Below are 16,487 nucleotides of genomic sequence, written 5' to 3' on the forward strand. Positions count from 1 at the left end.
GGAGTGACGAAACTGCTGGTGTCTCGGGGGTTGCCGCGCTTGACCCGGCTCGATCGGGCACCCTAGCGTGAGGTCGTTCAGGAATATGGACACTGCTCAAGAATATGGACCCGTTATGGACCCGGGAGAGCCCGTGACGTCAGCCCCGCTCGCCGATCGCCTCCGCGTCCCCAGCGGACCCCTGTTCTTCCCCGTCACCGCCTACGGCCCCGACGGCGCCCTCGACCTCGACACCTACCGCGCGCACGTCCGGCGCGGCGTCGAGGCGGGTGCCGCCGCCGTCTTCGCGGCCTGCGGGACCGGGGAGTTCCACGCGCTCGCCCCGGAGGAGTTCGAGGCCTGTGTGCGGGCGGCCGTGACCGAGACCGCCGGCCGGGTGCCGGTCGTCGCGGGCACCGGCTACGGGACCGCGCTCGCCGTGCGCTACGCGAGGCTGGCCGAGTCGGCCGGTGCGGACGGCCTGCTCGCCATGCCGCCCTACCTCGTCGTCGCCGCCCAGGAGGGCCTGCTGCGCCACTACCGGGAGGTGGCGGCCGCGACCGCCCTGCCCGTGATCGTCTACCAGCGCGACAACGCCGTCCTCACCCCCGGGACCGTCGTCGAACTCGCCCGCACCGAGGGGATCATCGGCCTCAAGGACGGCCTCGGTGACCTTGACCTGATGCAGCGGACCGTCAGCGCCGTCCGCACCGAGTTCCCCGGCGACTTCCTCTACTTCAACGGTCTGCCGACCGCCGAGCAGACCCAGCTCGCCTACCGGGCCCTCGGCGTCACCCTCTACTCCTCGGCCGTGTTCTGCTTCGCCCCCGAGATCGCCCTCGCCTTCCACCGGGCCCTCACCACCGGCGACGACACCACCGTCCACCGCCTCCTCGACGGCTTCTACCGGCCGTTCGTCGAACTGCGGGCCCAGGGCCGCGGATACGCCGTCTCCCTGGTCAAGGCCGGGGTCCGGCTGCGCGGCCTCGACGTGGGGGAAGTGCGCCCGCCGCTGCACGAACCGAGCGAGGATCATGTCAAGCAGCTCGCCCAGGTGATCGAGCGCGGCTACGCGCTGCTGGAGGAGGACAGGTAAGTGAAGGCGTCGACATTCGTCTACCCCTGGGACATCATCGGCGACCCCGAGGCGGCGGCCCGGATCGCCGCGCTCGGCGTGGAACAGGTGACCCTCGCCGCCGCCTACCACTCCACCCGCGCCCTCACCCCCCGCCACCCGCGCCACCGCATCGTCACCGCCGAGCACGCGGCCGTGCTGTACCCGACGGATCCGGCCGGCGACCGCTGGAAGGGCCGCGCCCTGCGCCCGTACCCGGCCGGTGACTGGGCCCCCGGCGACGCCTACGGCGAGGCCGCCGAAGCACTCGCGCGAGCCGGTCTCGACGTGCACACCTGGGTGGTCCTCGCGCACAACTCACGGATGGGCGCCGAGCATCCGGACACCTCGGTCGTCAACGCCTACGGCGACCGCTACCCGTGGGCCCCCTGCATCGCCCAGCCCGCCACGCGCGCGTACCTCGTCGACCTCGCCGCCGAGGCCGCCGTACGCCCCGGCGCGGGCGGCACCGAACTGGAGTCCCTCGGCTGGTACGGGCTCCAGCATCTGCACGCCCACGACAAGACCGGCGGCGTCGGTCTCGGGGACGCCGGCCAGTACCTGATGGCGCTCTGCTTCTGCCCCGCCTGCCGGGCCGGCTACGGCGAGCAGGGCCTGGACGCCGACGCGCTCGCCGCCGCCGTACGGGAGGCGCTGGAGCCGCTGTGGCAGGGGGCACCGGACGGCGGGGGAGGCTGGGCGGAGATCGAGAAACTGCTCGGGGAGGAGACGGCGGCGGCCACGCGCGCGTGGCGCGACGAGACCGCCCGCACGCTCCAGGAGACCGCCGTGCGGGCGGTACGGGACGCCGCGCCCGGCGGCTTCCAGGTCCTGCTGCACGCCGACCCCGTGACGTACCACGTCGGCGCCAACCCGGGCGTCGACCCCGAGCACATCCTGTCCGTCGCGGACGGCGTCGTCGTGCCCTGCGCGGGCGGGCCCGGCCTGCTGGCCCCCTTCGCCGGGCAGGGCCGCGAGGGCGCCGTCCTCGCCGCCAACCTCGGCGTCGTCTCCGGCATGGGCGGCAGCCCGGGGACACTCACCGTCGACCTGGCGCGGGCACGCGCACTCGGGGCGACCGAACTGCGGCTGTATCACGCGGGATTGGCGTCGGACGGGGACCTGTCCTGCGTACGCGAGGCGCTGGCCGCCCGCTGAGCGCCGCGCAGCAGCGGCAGGACCGTCAGCCGGGCCACGGCCAGCAGCACCAGCAGCGGCCGGTACGGCACGAGTTCGACCAGGCCCGCGCCCGCCGCGAGGCCGACGGCGGTCGGCGCGTACATCAGGGTGCCGGCCGTCGCGGTGACCCGCCCGAGCAGCGCGTCCGGCGTCTCCCGCTGCACGGCGGTCAGCGCGGCGATCAGCACACAGGGCAGCCCCACCCCGATCGCCCCGCTGCACACCAGGGCCACGGGGTCCGAGGCGACGGCCTGCGCGGCGACCGCGCCGGCCGTGAGGGCGATCCCGCAGGCGGCGAACCGGTGTTCCCCCAGCCGCCGCAGGGCTGGCCCCGAGAGCAGCCCCACCACGACCGAACCGGCGCCCTGGACGGCGTAGAGCGTGCCCGTGTACGCGGGGGAGTGGCCGAGGCCCTCGACGACGGCGTAGACCAGCGGGCCGCCGAGACCCGAGAACAGCATCGTCGCACCGCCCGCCAGGACCAGCGGGCGCAGCTCGGGCCGGCCCCACAGGAAGCGGGCTCCCTCGGCGGTCTGCGCACGCCAGTGCCCGCCGGCCGGCCGCGGCCGCTCCTCGCGGACCCGCACGCACGCGTACAGCCCCGCCGCGCACACGAAGGTGGCCGCGTCCAGGAGCGCCACGGCCGGGCCGCCGTAGGCCGCGTAGACGCCCGCGCCGGCCAGCGGGGCGACCAGCTTCATGCCCTCGGTGGCCGTCATGCGCAGCCCGTTGAAGTCGCCCAGCAGCTCCGGCGCGACGGCGGCGGCGACGAGCGCGGACTCCGCCGCGTCGGCGACCACCGAGGCGGCGCCGTACAGGAACAGCACCGCCCACAGCAGCCACAGCCGGCCGGCGGAGTCGACGGCGAGGACGGTGAGCAGCAGGGCCGCCGGGCCCAGGTTGAGCGCGACGAGCAGGGGCTTGCGGGGGAGGAGGTCGGCGAGGGTGCCCAGCGGCGGGCCGAGCAGCGTGGGCACCCAGAGGGCGAGCACGGCCAGCGCCGCGAGCCCGTTCGAGCCGGTGAGGTCCTTGACCCACACACCGGACGCCAGCCAGAGCGCCGAGGTGCCGAAACCGGAGACCGACGACGCGGCCAGATAGAGCGCCGCGTCGCGGTCCCGCAGGACACGCGCCACGGACCAGTTCTTCGTCATACCTGGTCATCGTGGGTCTGAGGCGGCCGCCCGGGCATCGGGCAGATGCCCCGTACGCGCCGCCCACTTTGCGGGAATCCGTGCGGCCCCCTCGGTCATGTCCCCGGGCCGCCTGAGGCATCGGCACGGACGGAACGCAGTCGCCGGGCGGGGCACCGATGAGTTCGCGCGCCGCCGCCGGTCCACCCCGTATGACCGACACGACAGCCGCACCCACATTCGACCTCGGCCCGCAGACCCTGATCGTGGCGCGCCTCGCGGAGGGCGTCCGCGACGGGCAGCTCGGCGACGGGACACCCTGCCCGGGCTGCGCCGTCCGCAACATGCTCGGCCACCTCACCGGCCTCGCCGTCGCCTTCCGGGACGCCGCCCGCAAGGATCTGGGCCCCACGACCGACACCCCTGCGGACGCCGCCGCGCCGGAGATCGGCCCCGGCTGGCGCGAGGAACTCGCCAAGACCCTCGAGGAGCTCGCCGACGCCTGGCGCGACCCGGCCGCCTGGACCGGCATGACCCGCGCGGGCGGCGTGGACCTGCCCGGCGAGGTCGCGGGCGCCGTCGTCGCCGACGAACTGGTGATCCACGGCTGGGACCTGGCCCGGGCCACCGGTCAGGAGTACACGCCCGACCCGGCCGCGCTGTCGGCGGCGCACGGGTTCCTCGCCGCCGCCGCGGCCCAGGGGGAGCCCGGGAGCGGTGTGTTCGGCCCCGTGGTCCCCGTCCCGGACGGCGCCCCGCTGCTCGACCGGGCGGTCGGACTGAGCGGGCGCGACCCGGGGTGGACGCGCTAGCCGGACCGGCGGGCCAAGTGCGGACGGCACCCTGCGGTGGCCGTGGACAAACGGAATCACAGGGCGTCCCGCGGGCCCGAAACGTACGCTCCCCACCATGCCCCTGAGCCTCACCGTCCTCGGTACCGCCTCTCCGCACCCGGGGCCGGGCCGCCCCTGCTCCGGCTATCTGCTGCGCGGCGCGGGGGCGGAGGTGTGGGTGGACGCGGGACCCGGGACGTTCGCGGAGTTGCAGCGGCACACGGATCCCGACCGGCTCACGGCGATCTGGATCTCGCACCTGCACGCCGACCACAGCGCCGACCTCCTGGCCGCCGCCTACGCCCTCGCCTACGGCGGGATGACCCCGCCGGCCCCGATCCCGGTCTACGCGCCGCTCGACTGCGCCCGGCGTCTCGCGGGCTTCTTCGGCCGGCCGGACGTGCGCTTCCTGAGCGGGGTCTTCGACTTCAGGGCCCTGTTCGACGGGCACACCGTGCGGCACTGGAACCTGCGCCTCAGCTCGCGCGCGGTGGCGCACGACACCGAGGCGTACGGACTGCGGGCCGAGTGCCAGGGGAGCGTCCTCGCGTACTCGGGCGACACCGGGCCGTGCGAGGCCCTCACCGAACTCGCCTCCGGCGCCGATCTGTTCCTGTGCGAGGCGGACATCGACAGCCATCGCGAAGGCGAACGGGAGCAGCAGGTGCATCTCACGCCGGAGGAGGCCGGTGAGGCCGCCCGCAGGGCCGGGGTGCGCGAGCTGTACATCACCCATGTCGGGCCCACGCTGACCCGGGAGGCCGCGACCGCGCGGGCCGCCGTCACCTTCGGGGGCCCCACCCGGACCGCTCGCGAGGGCGAGACCCTGCCCTTCTGACCCCGTTCGGGCACTCCCGCCCCGGCAGCCTCACCTCGGCAACCTCAACTTCCTTTGTCGGAAGCATTGACGAAACACAGGGCCGCTCCTACCTTCAACGCGTCGTACTTCGTACGTCATATATGAGACGCGATACGCCAGATCCGAGATCAGACACGTGACATCCGAGAGGCGCGCATGACCTCTGTGCCCACGCCGATCCCGTCCCGCACGCAGTACGTGCTGGAGGAGATCAAACGCCGCATCCTCACAGGCCGGCTGACGCCCGGCCAGGCCCTGGTCGAGACCGAGCTCGCCGCGCAGTTCGGGGTCTCCAAGACCCCGGTGCGCGAGGCGCTCAAGACCCTGGCCGGCACCGGACTGGTCGTCATGAGCCAGTACAAGGGCGTCACGGTGCGCATGGTGGACGCGGACATGGCGCGCGAGGTCTACGACGTACGCCTGCTCCTCGAACCCGAGGCGCTCCGGCGGGCCGTACGGCGAGGCGCTTCCCTCGACGCCGCGCGCCAGGCGCTGACCCGGGCCGACGAGGCGACCGACACCGCCGAACGGTCGCTGGCCAACCGTGAGTTCCACCGCGCCCTGTACCTGCCGTGCGGCAACCCGCTGCTCGGCCGGATGCTCGACGAGGTGCGCGACCAGGCCGCCCTGGTCTCGGCCGTCGCCTGGGCCGCCTCGCCCTCCTGGGAACGGGAGGCGGGCGAGCACCGCGAGATCCTGCGGCTCGCCCTGGACGGCGACGGCGACGGAGCGGCCCGCGCCCTGCACGCCCACATCGCGTCCTTCGTGCACCGGGCGTTCCCCGAGACCGCCCAGGAGGCCCATGAGGGGCCCCGGGCAGAGAAAGGTCAGGAATGAGCAGCGTGGCGTTCGAGACCCAGCGTGCGGCCCTGGCCGACGTGGTGGCCATCCCGGTGACCCCGTTCGCCGAGGACGGCTCCGTCGACGGCGAAGCCCACCGGGCCCTGCTGCGCCGGCTGCTCGACGGCGGCATCACCACCCTCACCCCGAACGGCAACACCGGCGAGTTCTACGCCCTCACCCCCGAAGAGCGCCGCCTGGTCACGGAGGTGACCGTCGAGGTGGCCGGCGGACGGGCGGCGATCCTGGTCGGCGTCGGACACGACGTACCGACCGCCGTCGCCTCCGCCCGGCACGCCCGTGAGCTGGGCGCGCAGATGGTGATGGTCCATCAGCCCGTCCACCCGTACGTGTCGCAGAGCGGCTGGGTCGACTACCACCGGGAGATCGCGGCGGCGGTGCCCGAGCTGGGCGTCGTCCCGTACATCCGCAACGCGCAGCTGCGCGGCGACCGTCTCGCCGAGCTCGCCGACGCCTGTCCGAACGTCATCGGCGTCAAGTACGCCGTCCCGGACGCCTCGCGCTTCGCCGCGTTCGCGCGGGACGCGGGCCTGGAGCGCTTCGTCTGGGTGGCCGGCCTCGCCGAGCCGTACGCCCCCTCCTACTTCTCCGCGGGCGCCACCGGCTTCACCTCAGGGCTCGTGAACGTCGCTCCGGCCGTTTCGCTGAACATGATCGAAGCGCTTCGATCAGGGGATTATCCGGCCGCGATGAAAGTGTGGGAACAGATCAGGCGCTTCGAGGAGCTCCGCGCCGCCAACGGCTCCGCCAACAACGTCACCGTCGTCAAGGAAGCCCTTTCCTCCCTTGGCCTGTGCCGCCGCGAGGTCCGCCCGCCGAGCCGGCCGCTGCCCGAGGAAGAGCGCGCCGAGGTAGCCGCCATAGCAGCCGGATGGTCCATATGAAGCGCTTCGACGATCAAGCCCGTAAACGCCCGGAGGACCTCAGAAGCCACCAGTGGTACGGCGCCGAGGGCCTGCGCTCCTTCAGCCACCGCGCCCGCACCCGCCAGCTCGGCTACCTCCCCGAGGAGCACCTCGGCAAGCCGGTCGTCGCGATCCTCAACACCTGGTCGGACATCAACCCCTGCCACGTCCACCTGCGCGACCGCGCACAGGCCGTGAAGCGGGGCGTGTGGCAGGCGGGCGGTTTCCCGCTGGAGTTCCCGGTCTCCACGCTCAGCGAGACCTTCCAGAAGCCGACCCCGATGCTCTACCGCAACCTGCTCGCGATGGAGACCGAGGAGCTGCTGCGCTCCTATCCCGTGGACGGGGCCGTGCTGATGGGCGGCTGCGACAAGACGACACCCGCGCTGCTCATGGGCGCGGCCAGCGTCGACCTGCCGACGGTCTTCGTCCCGGCCGGGCCCATGCTGCCGGGCCACTGGCGCAACGAGGTCCTCGGCTCGGGCACCGACATGTGGAAGTACTGGGACGACAAGCGGGCCGGCCTCATCGGCGACTGCGAGCTGGCCGAGCTGGAGAGCGGCCTCGCGCGCTCGCCGGGCCACTGCATGACGATGGGCACGGCGTCCACGCTGACGGCCGCCGCGGAGGCGCTGGGCGTGACGGTTCCGGGCGCGTCGAGCATCCCGGCCGTGGACTCCGGGCACGACCGGATGGCGGCCGCCGCGGGCCTGCGCATCGTCGAACTGGTCCACCGGGACCGCAGGCTGAGCGAGATCCTCACCGCGGACGCGTTCGAGGACGCGGTGACGACCGTCCTCGGCCTCGGCGGTTCGACGAACGCCGTGATCCACCTCATCGCCATGGCGGGCCGCGCGGGCGTCAAGCTCACCCTCGACGACTTCGACCGGATCGCCCGGACCGTCCCCGTGCTCGCCAACGTGCGGCCCGGCGGCCGGAAGTACCTCATGGAGGACTTCCACTTCGCGGGCGGGCTCCCCGGCTTCCTCTCCCGGATCCCGGACCTGCTCCACCTGGAACGCCCGACCGTCTCCCACGACACGATGCGTGAGCAGCTCGCCGGCGCCCAGGTGCACGACGAGGACGTCATCCGTCCCCGGAGCAACCCGGTCGCGAGCGAGGGCGGGGTCGCCGTCCTGCGCGGCAACCTCTGCCCGGACGGCGCCGTCATCAAGCACATCTCCGCCGAACCCCACCTGCTCCGGCACACCGGCCCCGCGGTCGTCTTCGACGACTACCGGACCATGCAGCGCACCATCAACGACCCGGAGCTGGGGATCACCGCCGACACCGTCCTGGTGCTGCGCGGCTCCGGCCCCAAGGGCGGCCCGGGCATGCCCGAGTACGGCATGCTGCCCATCCCCGACCAGCTGCTCAAGCAGGGGGTGCGGGACATGGTGCGGATCTCCGACGCCCGGATGAGCGGGACGAGTTACGGCGCGTGCGTCCTGCACGTGGCGCCCGAGTCGTACGTCGGCGGGCCGCTCGCCCTGGTCCGCACGGGGGACTCGATCACCCTCGACGTCGAGGCCCGCTCCCTCCGGCTCGACGTGGACGACGAGGAGCTGGAGCGGCGCCGGGCGCAGTGGACGCCGCCGCCCGCCCGGTACGAGCGCGGCTACGGCGCGCTCTACAACGAGCAGATCACCCAGGCCGACACCGGCTGCGACTTCGAGTTCCTGGCCCGTCCGGGCAAGGTCGCGGACCCGTACGCGGGCTGACCGCGACAGCACGACCGGGCCCACCCCTGTGCAGAGAGAAAGCGCTTCACCCGCACGAGAGCACGATGCACACGAACGCACGACGCACCGAGAGACGTACCGAGAACGGAGAACAGTCATGGCCCAAGCCGCAGCCGTGGCGAAGCCGCCCGCGCCACCCCGGCGGCGCCGTGCCTCCGCCACGCCCCGCAGACTGCCGTACCTGCTGATCGCGCCGGCGGCCCTGCTGATGCTGGGCTTCATCGCCTACCCGGTCATCAGCGTCTTCTACTACAGCCTGCAGAACTACAACCCCACCAAGCCGTGGCGCAACGGCTTCGCGGGCTTCGACAACTTCGTCCACGCCTTCACCGACGACCCGCAGTTCTGGGACACGCTGACCTTCAGCGCCAAGTGGGTCTTCGTCGAGGTCGGACTCCAGCTGCTGTTCGGCCTGGCGCTCGCGCTGATCGTCAACCAGACCTTCGTGGGGCGCTCGCTCGGCCGGGCGCTGGTCTTCTCCCCGTGGGCCGTCTCCGGAGTGCTGACCTCCGCGATCTGGGTGCTGCTCTACAACTCCCAGACAGGCATCACCCGTTACCTCGCGGACATGGGGATCGGCGAGTACGGCACCAGCTGGCTGTCGGACACCTCCACCGTCTTCCCGGCGGCGATCATCGCCGACCTGTGGCGCGGTGTCCCCTTCTTCGCGATCCTCATCCTCGCCGACCTCCAGTCCGTCTCCAAGGACCTGTACGAGGCCGCGGAGGTCGACGGCGCGAGCCGGATCAAGCAGTTCTGGCACATCACCCTGCCCCACCTGAAGGACGCCATCGTCCTGTCCACGCTGCTGCGCGCGGTGTGGGAGTTCAACAACGTCGACCTGCTCTACACGCTCACCGGCGGCGGCCCGGCGGGGGAGACCACCACCCTCCCGCTCTACATCGCCAACACCAGCGTCGACGCACACAACTTCGGCTACGCGTCCGCCCTCACCACGGTCGCGTTCGTGATCCTGCTCTTCTGCTCGATGGTCTATCTGCGGCTGAGCAAGTTCGGAGGAGGCGACAAGTGATCACCAAGGAGGCCACCGAGGTCACACCCGTCCCCGTGCGCGTGACCGACGCGCCCGACCGTCGCCCGTCCCGGCACAAGCGTGCCTGGGACGAGGCCCCCCGCTGGCAGATCTACCTCCCGCTGTCGATCTACCTGGTCTTCACCCTCGTCCCCTTCTACTGGATCCTCCTGTTCGCGCTGCGCCCGGCCGGCTCGACCTCGCTCGTGCCCTGGCCGATGACCTTCGACCACTTCGAGAAGGTCTGGAACGAGCGGGACTTCGCGGTCTACTTCCAGAACAGCGTGCTCACCGGCGTGGCGACCCTGCTGCTCACCACCGGCGTCGCCCTGGCGGGCGGCTACGCCCTCGCCCGCTTCGACTTCAGGATCAAACGCGGGTTCATGCTCGCCCTGCTGTGCACCCAGTTCGTGCCGGGCGCGCTGCTCCTCGTGCCGCTCTTCCAGATCTTCGCCGAGCTCAAGATGATCAACTCGCTCGGCAGTGTCATCATCGCCGAGACGGTCTTCCAGCTGCCCCTGTCGATGATCCTGATCAGCGGCTTCATCCGGAACGTGCCGTACTCCCTGGAGGAGGCCGCCTGGGTCGACGGCTGCAACCGGCTCACCGCCTTCCGGATCGTCGTCCTTCCCCTGCTGCGGCCCGGGCTGATCGCCGTCGGTTCCTTCGCCTTCGTGCACGCCTGGAACCACTTCCTGTTCGCCCTGATGTTCCTGTCCGACCAGACCAAGCAGACGATCCCCGTCGGCCTCAACACCCTGATGAGCGCGGACAGCGTCGACCTGGGCGCGCTGGCCGCGGGCGGCATCATCGCCGCCGTCCCGGTGGTGCTCGTCTTCGCCTTCATCCAGAAGTGGCTGATCACCGGCTTCAGCGCGGGGGCGGTGAAGGGATGAGGCTTCGGCAGATCACGGTGGTGACAGCCGCGTTGGGGCTGCTCTGCGTGCCCGCGCGGGCCGAGGCCCGGGACATCTCCCGGGACACCCTGGCCGCCGACGACGGCTGGGCGGCCCACGGCACCGGCACCACCGGAGGCGCGGCCGCCGACGACGCCCACGTCACCACCGTCACCGACCGCGCCGGACTCGTCCGCGCCCTCGACGGCGGCAGCGACACCCCGAAGATCATCAAGATCGCCGGGACGATCGACGCCAACACCGACGACGACGGCGACCACCTGGACTGCGCCGACTACGCCACCGGCGGCTACTCCCTGAAGCGGTACCTGACCGCCTACGACCCGCGCACCTGGGGCGCCGCCAAGCCGAACGGCGCGCAGGAGGAGGCCCGCCAGGCGTCGGCGGCCGCGCAGGCCGAGCGGGTCGTGCTCCCCGTCGGCTCCCACACCACCATCGTGGGCCTCGGCGACGGCGCCGTCCTCAAGGGCGCCAGCCTCCAGGTGAAGAACGCGGACAACGTCATCCTCCGCAACCTCGACCTGCGCGACGCCTATGACTGCTTCCCCGTCTGGCAGCCCAACACCGGCGGCCTCGGCGACTGGAAGACGGCGTACGACAACATCTGGCTGACCGGCGCGACACACGTCTGGGTCGACCACGTCACCGCCTCCGACCAGGGTCACCCCGACTCGGCCGAGCCCACCTACTTCGCCCGCAACTACCTGCGCCACGACGGACTGCTGGACATCACCAACGGCTCCGACCTGGTCACCGTCTCCTGGAGCCGGTTCGCGGGACACGACAAGGCGATGCTCATCGGCAGCGGCGACACGGCCACCGGCGACCGCGGGAAGCTCCGGGTCACGCTGCACCACAACCAGTTCGAGTCCGTCGTACAGCGCGCACCGCGCGTCCGCTTCGGGCAGGTGCACGTCTACGACAACCGGTACGTCGTCCCCGAGGGCGCCGAGTACCGCTACTCGCTCGGCGTGTCGACCGAGTCGGCCGTATACGCCGAGAACAACGCCTTCCACACCCCCGGCCACGTGGAGGTCGCCGACCTGGTCAAGAGCTGGAACGGGACCGCCCTGCGCCAGAGCGGCACCCTCTTCAACGGCTGGCCCGTGGACCTCCTCGCCGTCTACAACGCCTACAACAGCGGCAGCGAGCGCGACCTCACGGCGGACGTCGACTGGACGCCTACCCTGCACGGAAAGATCGACAGCGCCGCGGTGGCCGACCGCGAGGTGGCACGCGGCGCGGGCGCAGGGAGGATCCCATGAGCACCGCCGAACCGATGAGCAGCCCGGTCCCGATCGTCCTCGCGGGCGCGCGCGGCCACGGCCACTGGCACCTGGACAACATCCGCCGGCTCCAGGACAAGGGCATCGTCCGCCTGGCGGGCGTCTGCGAGCTGACCCCGCTGACCCCGGCGGAGATCCCCGAGGGCCTCGGCACGCCCGAGCAGTCCGCCGACTTCGGCGCGCTGCTGGACACGACCGGCGCCCGGATCGCCGTCGTCTGCACCCCGATCCCCACCCACACCGACCTGGCCCTGATCGCGGCGCGCAAGGGGGTGCACCTGCTCCTGGAGAAGCCGCCCGCGCCCTCCTACGCCGAGTTCCGGCGGATGGCGGACGGGGTCGCCGAGGCGGGCGTGGTCTGCCAGATCGGCTTCCAGTCGCTGGGCTCGCACGCCGTGCCCGCGATCCGCCGGCTGATCGAGGACGGGGCGGTCGGCGAGGTCGCAGGTGTCGGCGGCGCCGGGGCCTGGGCCCGGCCCGAGGCGTACTTCCGGCGGGCGCCCTGGGCGGGCAGGCGACGGCTGAACGGCGTCGACGTGATCGACGGGGCGCTCACCAACCCGCTCGCGCACGCCGTCGCCACCGCCCTCGCGCTGGCCGGCGCCACCCGCGCCACCGACGTCACCGGCATCGAGACCGAGCTGGCGCACGCCAACGCCATCGAGTCCGACGACACCTCCTGCGTCCGCGTCCACACGGCCGGCGGCCGCGAGATCGTCGTCGCGGCCACGCTGTGCGCCGAGGACCCCGACGACCCGTACGTCATCGTGCACGGCAGCCGCGGCCGGATCACCTACTGGTACAAGCAGGACCGCGTCCTGCTCCAGCGGGCCGGCCACGGTCCCGAGGAGTTCGAGTACGGCCGCACCGACCTGCTGGAGAACCTCGTCGAGCACCTCGCCGACGGGACGGAACTGCTGGTCCCGCCCGCCGTGACCGAGTCGTTCATGCGGGTCGTCGAGGCGATCCGGGTCGCCCCCGACCCGGTACAGGTGCCCGACGACGCCTGGCGCCGGCTGCCCGACGAGGAGCGGCGGGTCGTCCCCGGCATCGACGGCCTCGTCGCGGCCGCCGCCGACACCCTCGCCCTCTACTCCGAACTGGGCGCCCCCTGGGCGTTCACGACCGCGCACCCGAAAGAGGTGAGCCCCTGATGACCGCAACCGCACCCGACGCACCGGTCGTCCTGCGCGTCGCCGGCCGCCCGGTCGCCCGCTACGTGACCCGGCCCGAGCTGCCCGCCCGGCTCTCCCCGCGGCCCTATCTGCACCCCGTCACCACCCTGGCCGGCACGGCGGTCACCGAACTGAGCCCGGCCGACCACACACACCACCTCGGCGTCGGTGTAGCCGTACCCGACGTCGAGGGGCACAACTTCTGGGGCGGACGCACCTACGTCCGCGACCGGGGCCCGACCGAGCTCGACAACCACGGCGCCCAGCGGCACGGTTCCTTCCAGCTCCGCGACCCGGACGGCTTCGTGGAGGAGCTGCGCTGGGTCGCCTCGGGAACCGAGCTGCTGCGCGAGCGCCGTACCGTCGCGGCCACCGAACTCACCGACACCGCCTGGGCGCTGGACTTCACCTTCTCCCTGACCAACGTCACCTCGAGGCCGCTGTCCATCGGCAGCCCGGCGACGAACGGGCGCCCCGGAGCGGCCTACGGCGGCTTCTTCTGGCGGGCCCGGAAGGAGGACGCGGCCCCCGAGGTCTTCACGGCCGGCACGGAGGGCGAGGCGTCCGTCCACGGCGCCCGCGCCGACTGGCTCGCGCTGACCGGCGCCCACTGGACCCTGGTCTTCGCCGGGGCCACCGCTGCCACCCGCCGCGACCCCTGGTTCGTCCGCACCGCCGAGTACCCGGGCGTCGGCTCCTCATTGGCTTCGGAGACGAGGCTGGCGGTTCCGCCCGGCGAGACGGCCGTGCGCCGGATCGTCACCGTCGTCGCCGACGGCCGTCTGGACCGGCACGAGGCGGCGGCACTGGTACGGAAGGCGGTCAGCCAGTGACGCACGAGACGTACACCAACCCCGTACTGAACGCCGACTGGTCCGACCCGGATGTCGTGCGGGTCGGCGACGACTTCTACCTCACCGCCTCCAGCTTCGGCCGCGCCCCCGGCCTGCCCCTGCTGCACTCGCGCGATCTGGTCCACTGGACGCTGATCGGCCATGCCCTCGAACGCCTCGAACCGGCGCAGGAGTTCAGGTCTCCGCGGCACGACTGCGGAGTGTGGGCGCCGTCCCTGAGGCACCACGACGACCGCTTCTGGATCTTCTGGGGCGACCCCGACCAGGGCATCTTCCAGATCAACGCCCCGCAGATCAGGGGGCCTTGGTCCCGACCGCTCCTGGTGAAGGAGGGCAAGGGGCTCATCGACCCCTGTCCCCTGTGGGACGAGGAGACGGGCGAGGCCTATCTGGTCCACGCCTGGGCCAAGTCCCGTGCGGGCGTCAAGAACCGGCTCACCGGCCACCGGATGCACCCGGAGGGGACGGCCGTCCTCGACGAGGGCAAGGTGATCGTCGACGGGGACCGGATACCCGGCTGGTTCACCCTCGAAGGGCCGAAGCTCTACCGGCACGACGGCTGGTTCTGGATCTTCGCGCCCGCCGGGGGAGTGGAGACCGGCTGGCAGGGCGCCTTCCGGGCCCGGGACTTCTTCGGCCCGTACGAGGAGCGGATCGTCCTGGAGCAGCAGGACACCGAGGTCAACGGCCCCCACCAGGGCGGCTGGGTACGCACCCGGTCCGGCGAGGACTGGTTCCTGCACTTCCAGCAGCGCGGCGCGTACGGCCGGGTCGTCCACCTCCAGCCGATGCGCTGGGGTGCGGACACCTGGCCGGTGATCGGCGACGAGGGCGCCCCGGTGGCGGAGCACCGGCGGCCCGACCTGCCCGCGGGACCGCCCGCCGCACCCGCCACCGACGACGACTTCCCCGGCGGGCGCTTCGGCCGCCAGTGGTCGTGGACGGCCAACCCGCAGGACGGCCTCGCCACCCAGCACTCCGCCGACGGACTGCGCCTGACCTGCGTGCGGACGGCCGACGCACACGACCTGCGCAGGCTGCCGAGCATCCTCACGCAACGGCTGCCCGGGCTCCCGTCCGCCGTGGAGGTGGAGCTGGAGCTGCACAGCGAGGAGCCGGGCGCCCGCGCCGGGCTCGCGGTCCTCGGGGACGCCTTCGGCTGGATAGGGCTCCAGCGGGGCACCGACGGGGCCGTGCACCTCGTGCATCGGTTCGCCGAACCGGTCGCGGAGCAGGAACGGGACGCGGCCCACCCGCGGCTCGCCCCCCGGGGACGGGCGCGCCTGCGGATCGAGATCGGCACCGGAGCACGTTGCCGTTTCGCGTACGACATCGGTGACGGCCTGCGCCGGTCGGGGCCCGTGTTCGCCGCCACGCCCTGGCGCTGGGTCGGTGCCCTGCTGGGCCTCTTCGCCCTCGCGCCCCCCGGAACCGGACACGCGGGAGCGGCCTCGTTCGGCGAGTTCCGGATCAGAACGCTCTGACCCACCTGTTCCGTAAGCCTGTTGGGAGACGCAATGACGCACCTCCGTAGCAAGCGCTTGCCGCGGCCGGCCGTGGTCCTGGCGGCCGTCGCCGGTCTGGTGGCGGCTCTGGGCCTCGGTGCCGTCGGCGAGGCGAAGGCCGCCGGTGAGCCGGGGACGGCCGCCACCTCTGCCCCTTCGGGGTCCCGCTGGACCGACACCGCCCATGGCTTCGCCTCGCTCGCCGGCGGCACCACCGGTGGCGCGGGCGGCGAGGTCGTCACCGTCACCGACCAGGCCTCGCTCGCGCGGTACGCGGCGGCCGAGGAGCCGTACGTCATCCGGGTCGAGGGCGCGGTGGCGGTCGAGCCCTTCGGCTCCGACATCGTCGTGACCTCGAACAAGACGATCATCGGCGCCGGTGACACCGGCGAGATCGTGCACGGGGAGCTGCACCTGAACCCCGGTACGCACAACGTGATCATCCGCAATCTGACGATCCGGGACTCGTACGTCGAGGGCGACTGGGACGGCAAGACGACCGACTTCGACGCGATCCAGATGGACACCGCCGACCACGTGTGGATCGACCACAACCGCTTCACGCACATGGGCGACGGGCTGCTCGACATCCGCAAGGACAGCCAGTACATCACCGTCTCCGCCAACCGGTTCGACACCCACAACAAGGCGTTCGGCATCGGCTGGACGACGAACGTCCTGACCCAGATCACCATCGACCACAACTGGTTCACGGGGACGAAGCAGCGCAACCCGTCCGCGGACAACTGCGCCTACGCCCACCTCTACAACAACTACCTCTCGGCGCAGGTGGCCGACGGGGACCCGGTGTGGACGTACGGGAACTGGTCGCGCGGCCACACGAAGATGGTCATCGAGAACAGTTACTTCGACGGGATCCAGCACCCCTACCAGGCCGACGCCACCGCCGAGCTGGTGCAGCGCGGGTCGATCCTGAGGAACACGAGCGGGCGGACCGACGCGTGGGGTACGGCCTTCGACCCGCGGGAGTTCTACGCCTACCGGCTGGATCCCGCGGCCGCCGTTCCCGCGCTGGTCACCCGTTTCTCCGGGCCGCAGAGGCAGATCGGCGCCCCGCCGCGCCCGCGCACCGGCACCACCCACTGACCCCC

At 72.4% G+C, this 16,487-nt stretch carries 14 protein-coding genes and 1 pseudogene; 14 read left to right on the top strand and 1 reads right to left on the bottom strand.

The window, feature by feature from the left end:
• The first annotated feature begins 115 nt into the window (after window positions 1-115).
• The gene (locus tag OG933_RS32935) at window positions 116-1,075 is read left to right on the top strand and encodes a 5-dehydro-4-deoxyglucarate dehydratase (RefSeq protein WP_405630474.1); all 960 of its coding nucleotides are present in this window, start codon (window positions 116-118) and stop codon (window positions 1,073-1,075) included.
• A complete protein-coding gene (locus OG933_RS32940; protein WP_405630475.1) occupies window positions 1,076-2,251 on the top strand; it encodes a hypothetical protein in 1,176 nt (391 codons plus the stop codon). It begins immediately after the preceding gene.
• Here the strand turns inward: OG933_RS32940 and OG933_RS32945 are convergent.
• Complete coding sequence (locus OG933_RS32945) at window positions 2,188-3,426, bottom strand: MFS transporter (RefSeq protein ID WP_405630476.1); 1,239 nt, start codon at window positions 3,424-3,426, stop codon at window positions 2,188-2,190. The two genes, OG933_RS32940 and OG933_RS32945, sit on opposite strands and share 64 nt — an antisense overlap.
• Before the next feature lie 191 nt (window positions 3,427-3,617).
• Here OG933_RS32945 and OG933_RS32950 point away from each other — a divergent pair, with 191 nt between their 5' ends.
• The 12 genes and pseudogenes from OG933_RS32950 to OG933_RS33005 all read left to right on the top strand — a co-directional run.
• On the top strand, window positions 3,618-4,217 hold the full coding sequence (locus OG933_RS32950; protein ID WP_405630478.1) for a TIGR03086 family metal-binding protein: 600 nt from the start codon (window positions 3,618-3,620) through the stop codon (window positions 4,215-4,217).
• Between the two features lie 97 nt (window positions 4,218-4,314).
• Window positions 4,315-5,076, top strand: a complete 762-nt coding sequence (locus OG933_RS32955) for an MBL fold metallo-hydrolase (RefSeq protein WP_362520683.1) — start codon at window positions 4,315-4,317, stop codon at window positions 5,074-5,076.
• A 177-nt stretch (window positions 5,077-5,253) separates the two neighbouring features.
• A complete protein-coding gene (locus tag OG933_RS32960; protein ID WP_362520686.1) occupies window positions 5,254-5,934 on the top strand; it encodes a GntR family transcriptional regulator in 681 nt (226 codons plus the stop codon).
• Entirely contained in the window at window positions 5,931-6,842 is a 912-nt protein-coding gene (locus tag OG933_RS32965; RefSeq protein WP_267020565.1) for a dihydrodipicolinate synthase family protein, read from the top strand. The genes OG933_RS32960 and OG933_RS32965 overlap by 4 nt, the downstream gene beginning before the upstream one ends.
• Window positions 6,839-8,584, top strand: coding sequence for an L-arabinonate dehydratase (gene araD, locus OG933_RS32970; protein ID WP_362520690.1), 1,746 nt, complete (start codon window positions 6,839-6,841; stop codon window positions 8,582-8,584). The genes OG933_RS32965 and araD overlap by 4 nt, the downstream gene beginning before the upstream one ends.
• Before the next feature lie 118 nt (window positions 8,585-8,702).
• Entirely contained in the window at window positions 8,703-9,638 is a 936-nt protein-coding gene (locus OG933_RS32975; protein ID WP_020130492.1) for a carbohydrate ABC transporter permease, read from the top strand.
• A complete protein-coding gene (locus OG933_RS32980; RefSeq protein WP_142269706.1) occupies window positions 9,635-10,534 on the top strand; it encodes a carbohydrate ABC transporter permease in 900 nt (299 codons plus the stop codon). The genes OG933_RS32975 and OG933_RS32980 overlap by 4 nt, the downstream gene beginning before the upstream one ends.
• Window positions 10,531-11,820, top strand: a complete 1,290-nt coding sequence (locus tag OG933_RS32985; RefSeq protein WP_405630481.1) for a polysaccharide lyase family 1 protein — start codon at window positions 10,531-10,533, stop codon at window positions 11,818-11,820. The genes OG933_RS32980 and OG933_RS32985 overlap by 4 nt, the downstream gene beginning before the upstream one ends.
• Window positions 11,817-12,995: a Gfo/Idh/MocA family protein gene (locus OG933_RS32990; protein ID WP_405630483.1), complete on the top strand. Its 1,179-nt coding sequence runs from the start codon at window positions 11,817-11,819 to the stop codon at window positions 12,993-12,995. The genes OG933_RS32985 and OG933_RS32990 overlap by 4 nt, the downstream gene beginning before the upstream one ends.
• Complete coding sequence (locus tag OG933_RS32995) at window positions 12,995-13,849, top strand: PmoA family protein (RefSeq protein ID WP_405630486.1); 855 nt, start codon at window positions 12,995-12,997, stop codon at window positions 13,847-13,849. Before OG933_RS32990 ends, OG933_RS32995 begins: the two co-directional genes overlap by 1 nt.
• Window positions 13,846-15,354 carry a family 43 glycosylhydrolase gene (locus OG933_RS33000; protein ID WP_405630488.1) on the top strand — a complete coding sequence of 503 codons (1,509 nt, stop codon included), beginning with the start codon at window positions 13,846-13,848 and terminating at the stop codon, window positions 15,352-15,354. Before OG933_RS32995 ends, OG933_RS33000 begins: the two co-directional genes overlap by 4 nt.
• Window positions 15,355-15,387: 33 nt before the next feature.
• Window positions 15,388-16,446: pseudogene (locus tag OG933_RS33005) on the top strand (polysaccharide lyase family 1 protein); the annotation flags it as partial.
• Window positions 16,447-16,487: the final 41 nt, after the last annotated feature.

This window comes from Streptomyces sp. NBC_00016, assembly GCF_045040885.1.
Lineage (GTDB): Bacteria > Actinomycetota > Actinomycetes > Streptomycetales > Streptomycetaceae > Streptomyces > Streptomyces coriariae.

Coding starts and splice junctions, on each gene's coding strand:
- OG933_RS32945 (WP_405630476.1), bottom strand. CDS start 3,426: ATGACGAAGAACTGGTCCGTGGCGCGTGTCCTGCGGGACCGCGACGCG.
- OG933_RS32950 (WP_405630478.1), top strand. CDS start 3,618: ATGACCGACACGACAGCCGCACCCACATTCGACCTCGGCCCGCAGACC.
- araD (WP_362520690.1), top strand. CDS start 6,839: ATGAAGCGCTTCGACGATCAAGCCCGTAAACGCCCGGAGGACCTCAGA.
- OG933_RS32990 (WP_405630483.1), top strand. CDS start 11,817: ATGAGCACCGCCGAACCGATGAGCAGCCCGGTCCCGATCGTCCTCGCG.
- OG933_RS32955 (WP_362520683.1), top strand. CDS start 4,315: ATGCCCCTGAGCCTCACCGTCCTCGGTACCGCCTCTCCGCACCCGGGG.
- OG933_RS32965 (WP_267020565.1), top strand. CDS start 5,931: ATGAGCAGCGTGGCGTTCGAGACCCAGCGTGCGGCCCTGGCCGACGTG.
- OG933_RS32995 (WP_405630486.1), top strand. CDS start 12,995: ATGACCGCAACCGCACCCGACGCACCGGTCGTCCTGCGCGTCGCCGGC.
- OG933_RS32960 (WP_362520686.1), top strand. CDS start 5,254: ATGACCTCTGTGCCCACGCCGATCCCGTCCCGCACGCAGTACGTGCTG.
- OG933_RS32935 (WP_405630474.1), top strand. CDS start 116: ATGGACCCGGGAGAGCCCGTGACGTCAGCCCCGCTCGCCGATCGCCTC.
- OG933_RS32975 (WP_020130492.1), top strand. CDS start 8,703: ATGGCCCAAGCCGCAGCCGTGGCGAAGCCGCCCGCGCCACCCCGGCGG.
- OG933_RS32985 (WP_405630481.1), top strand. CDS start 10,531: ATGAGGCTTCGGCAGATCACGGTGGTGACAGCCGCGTTGGGGCTGCTC.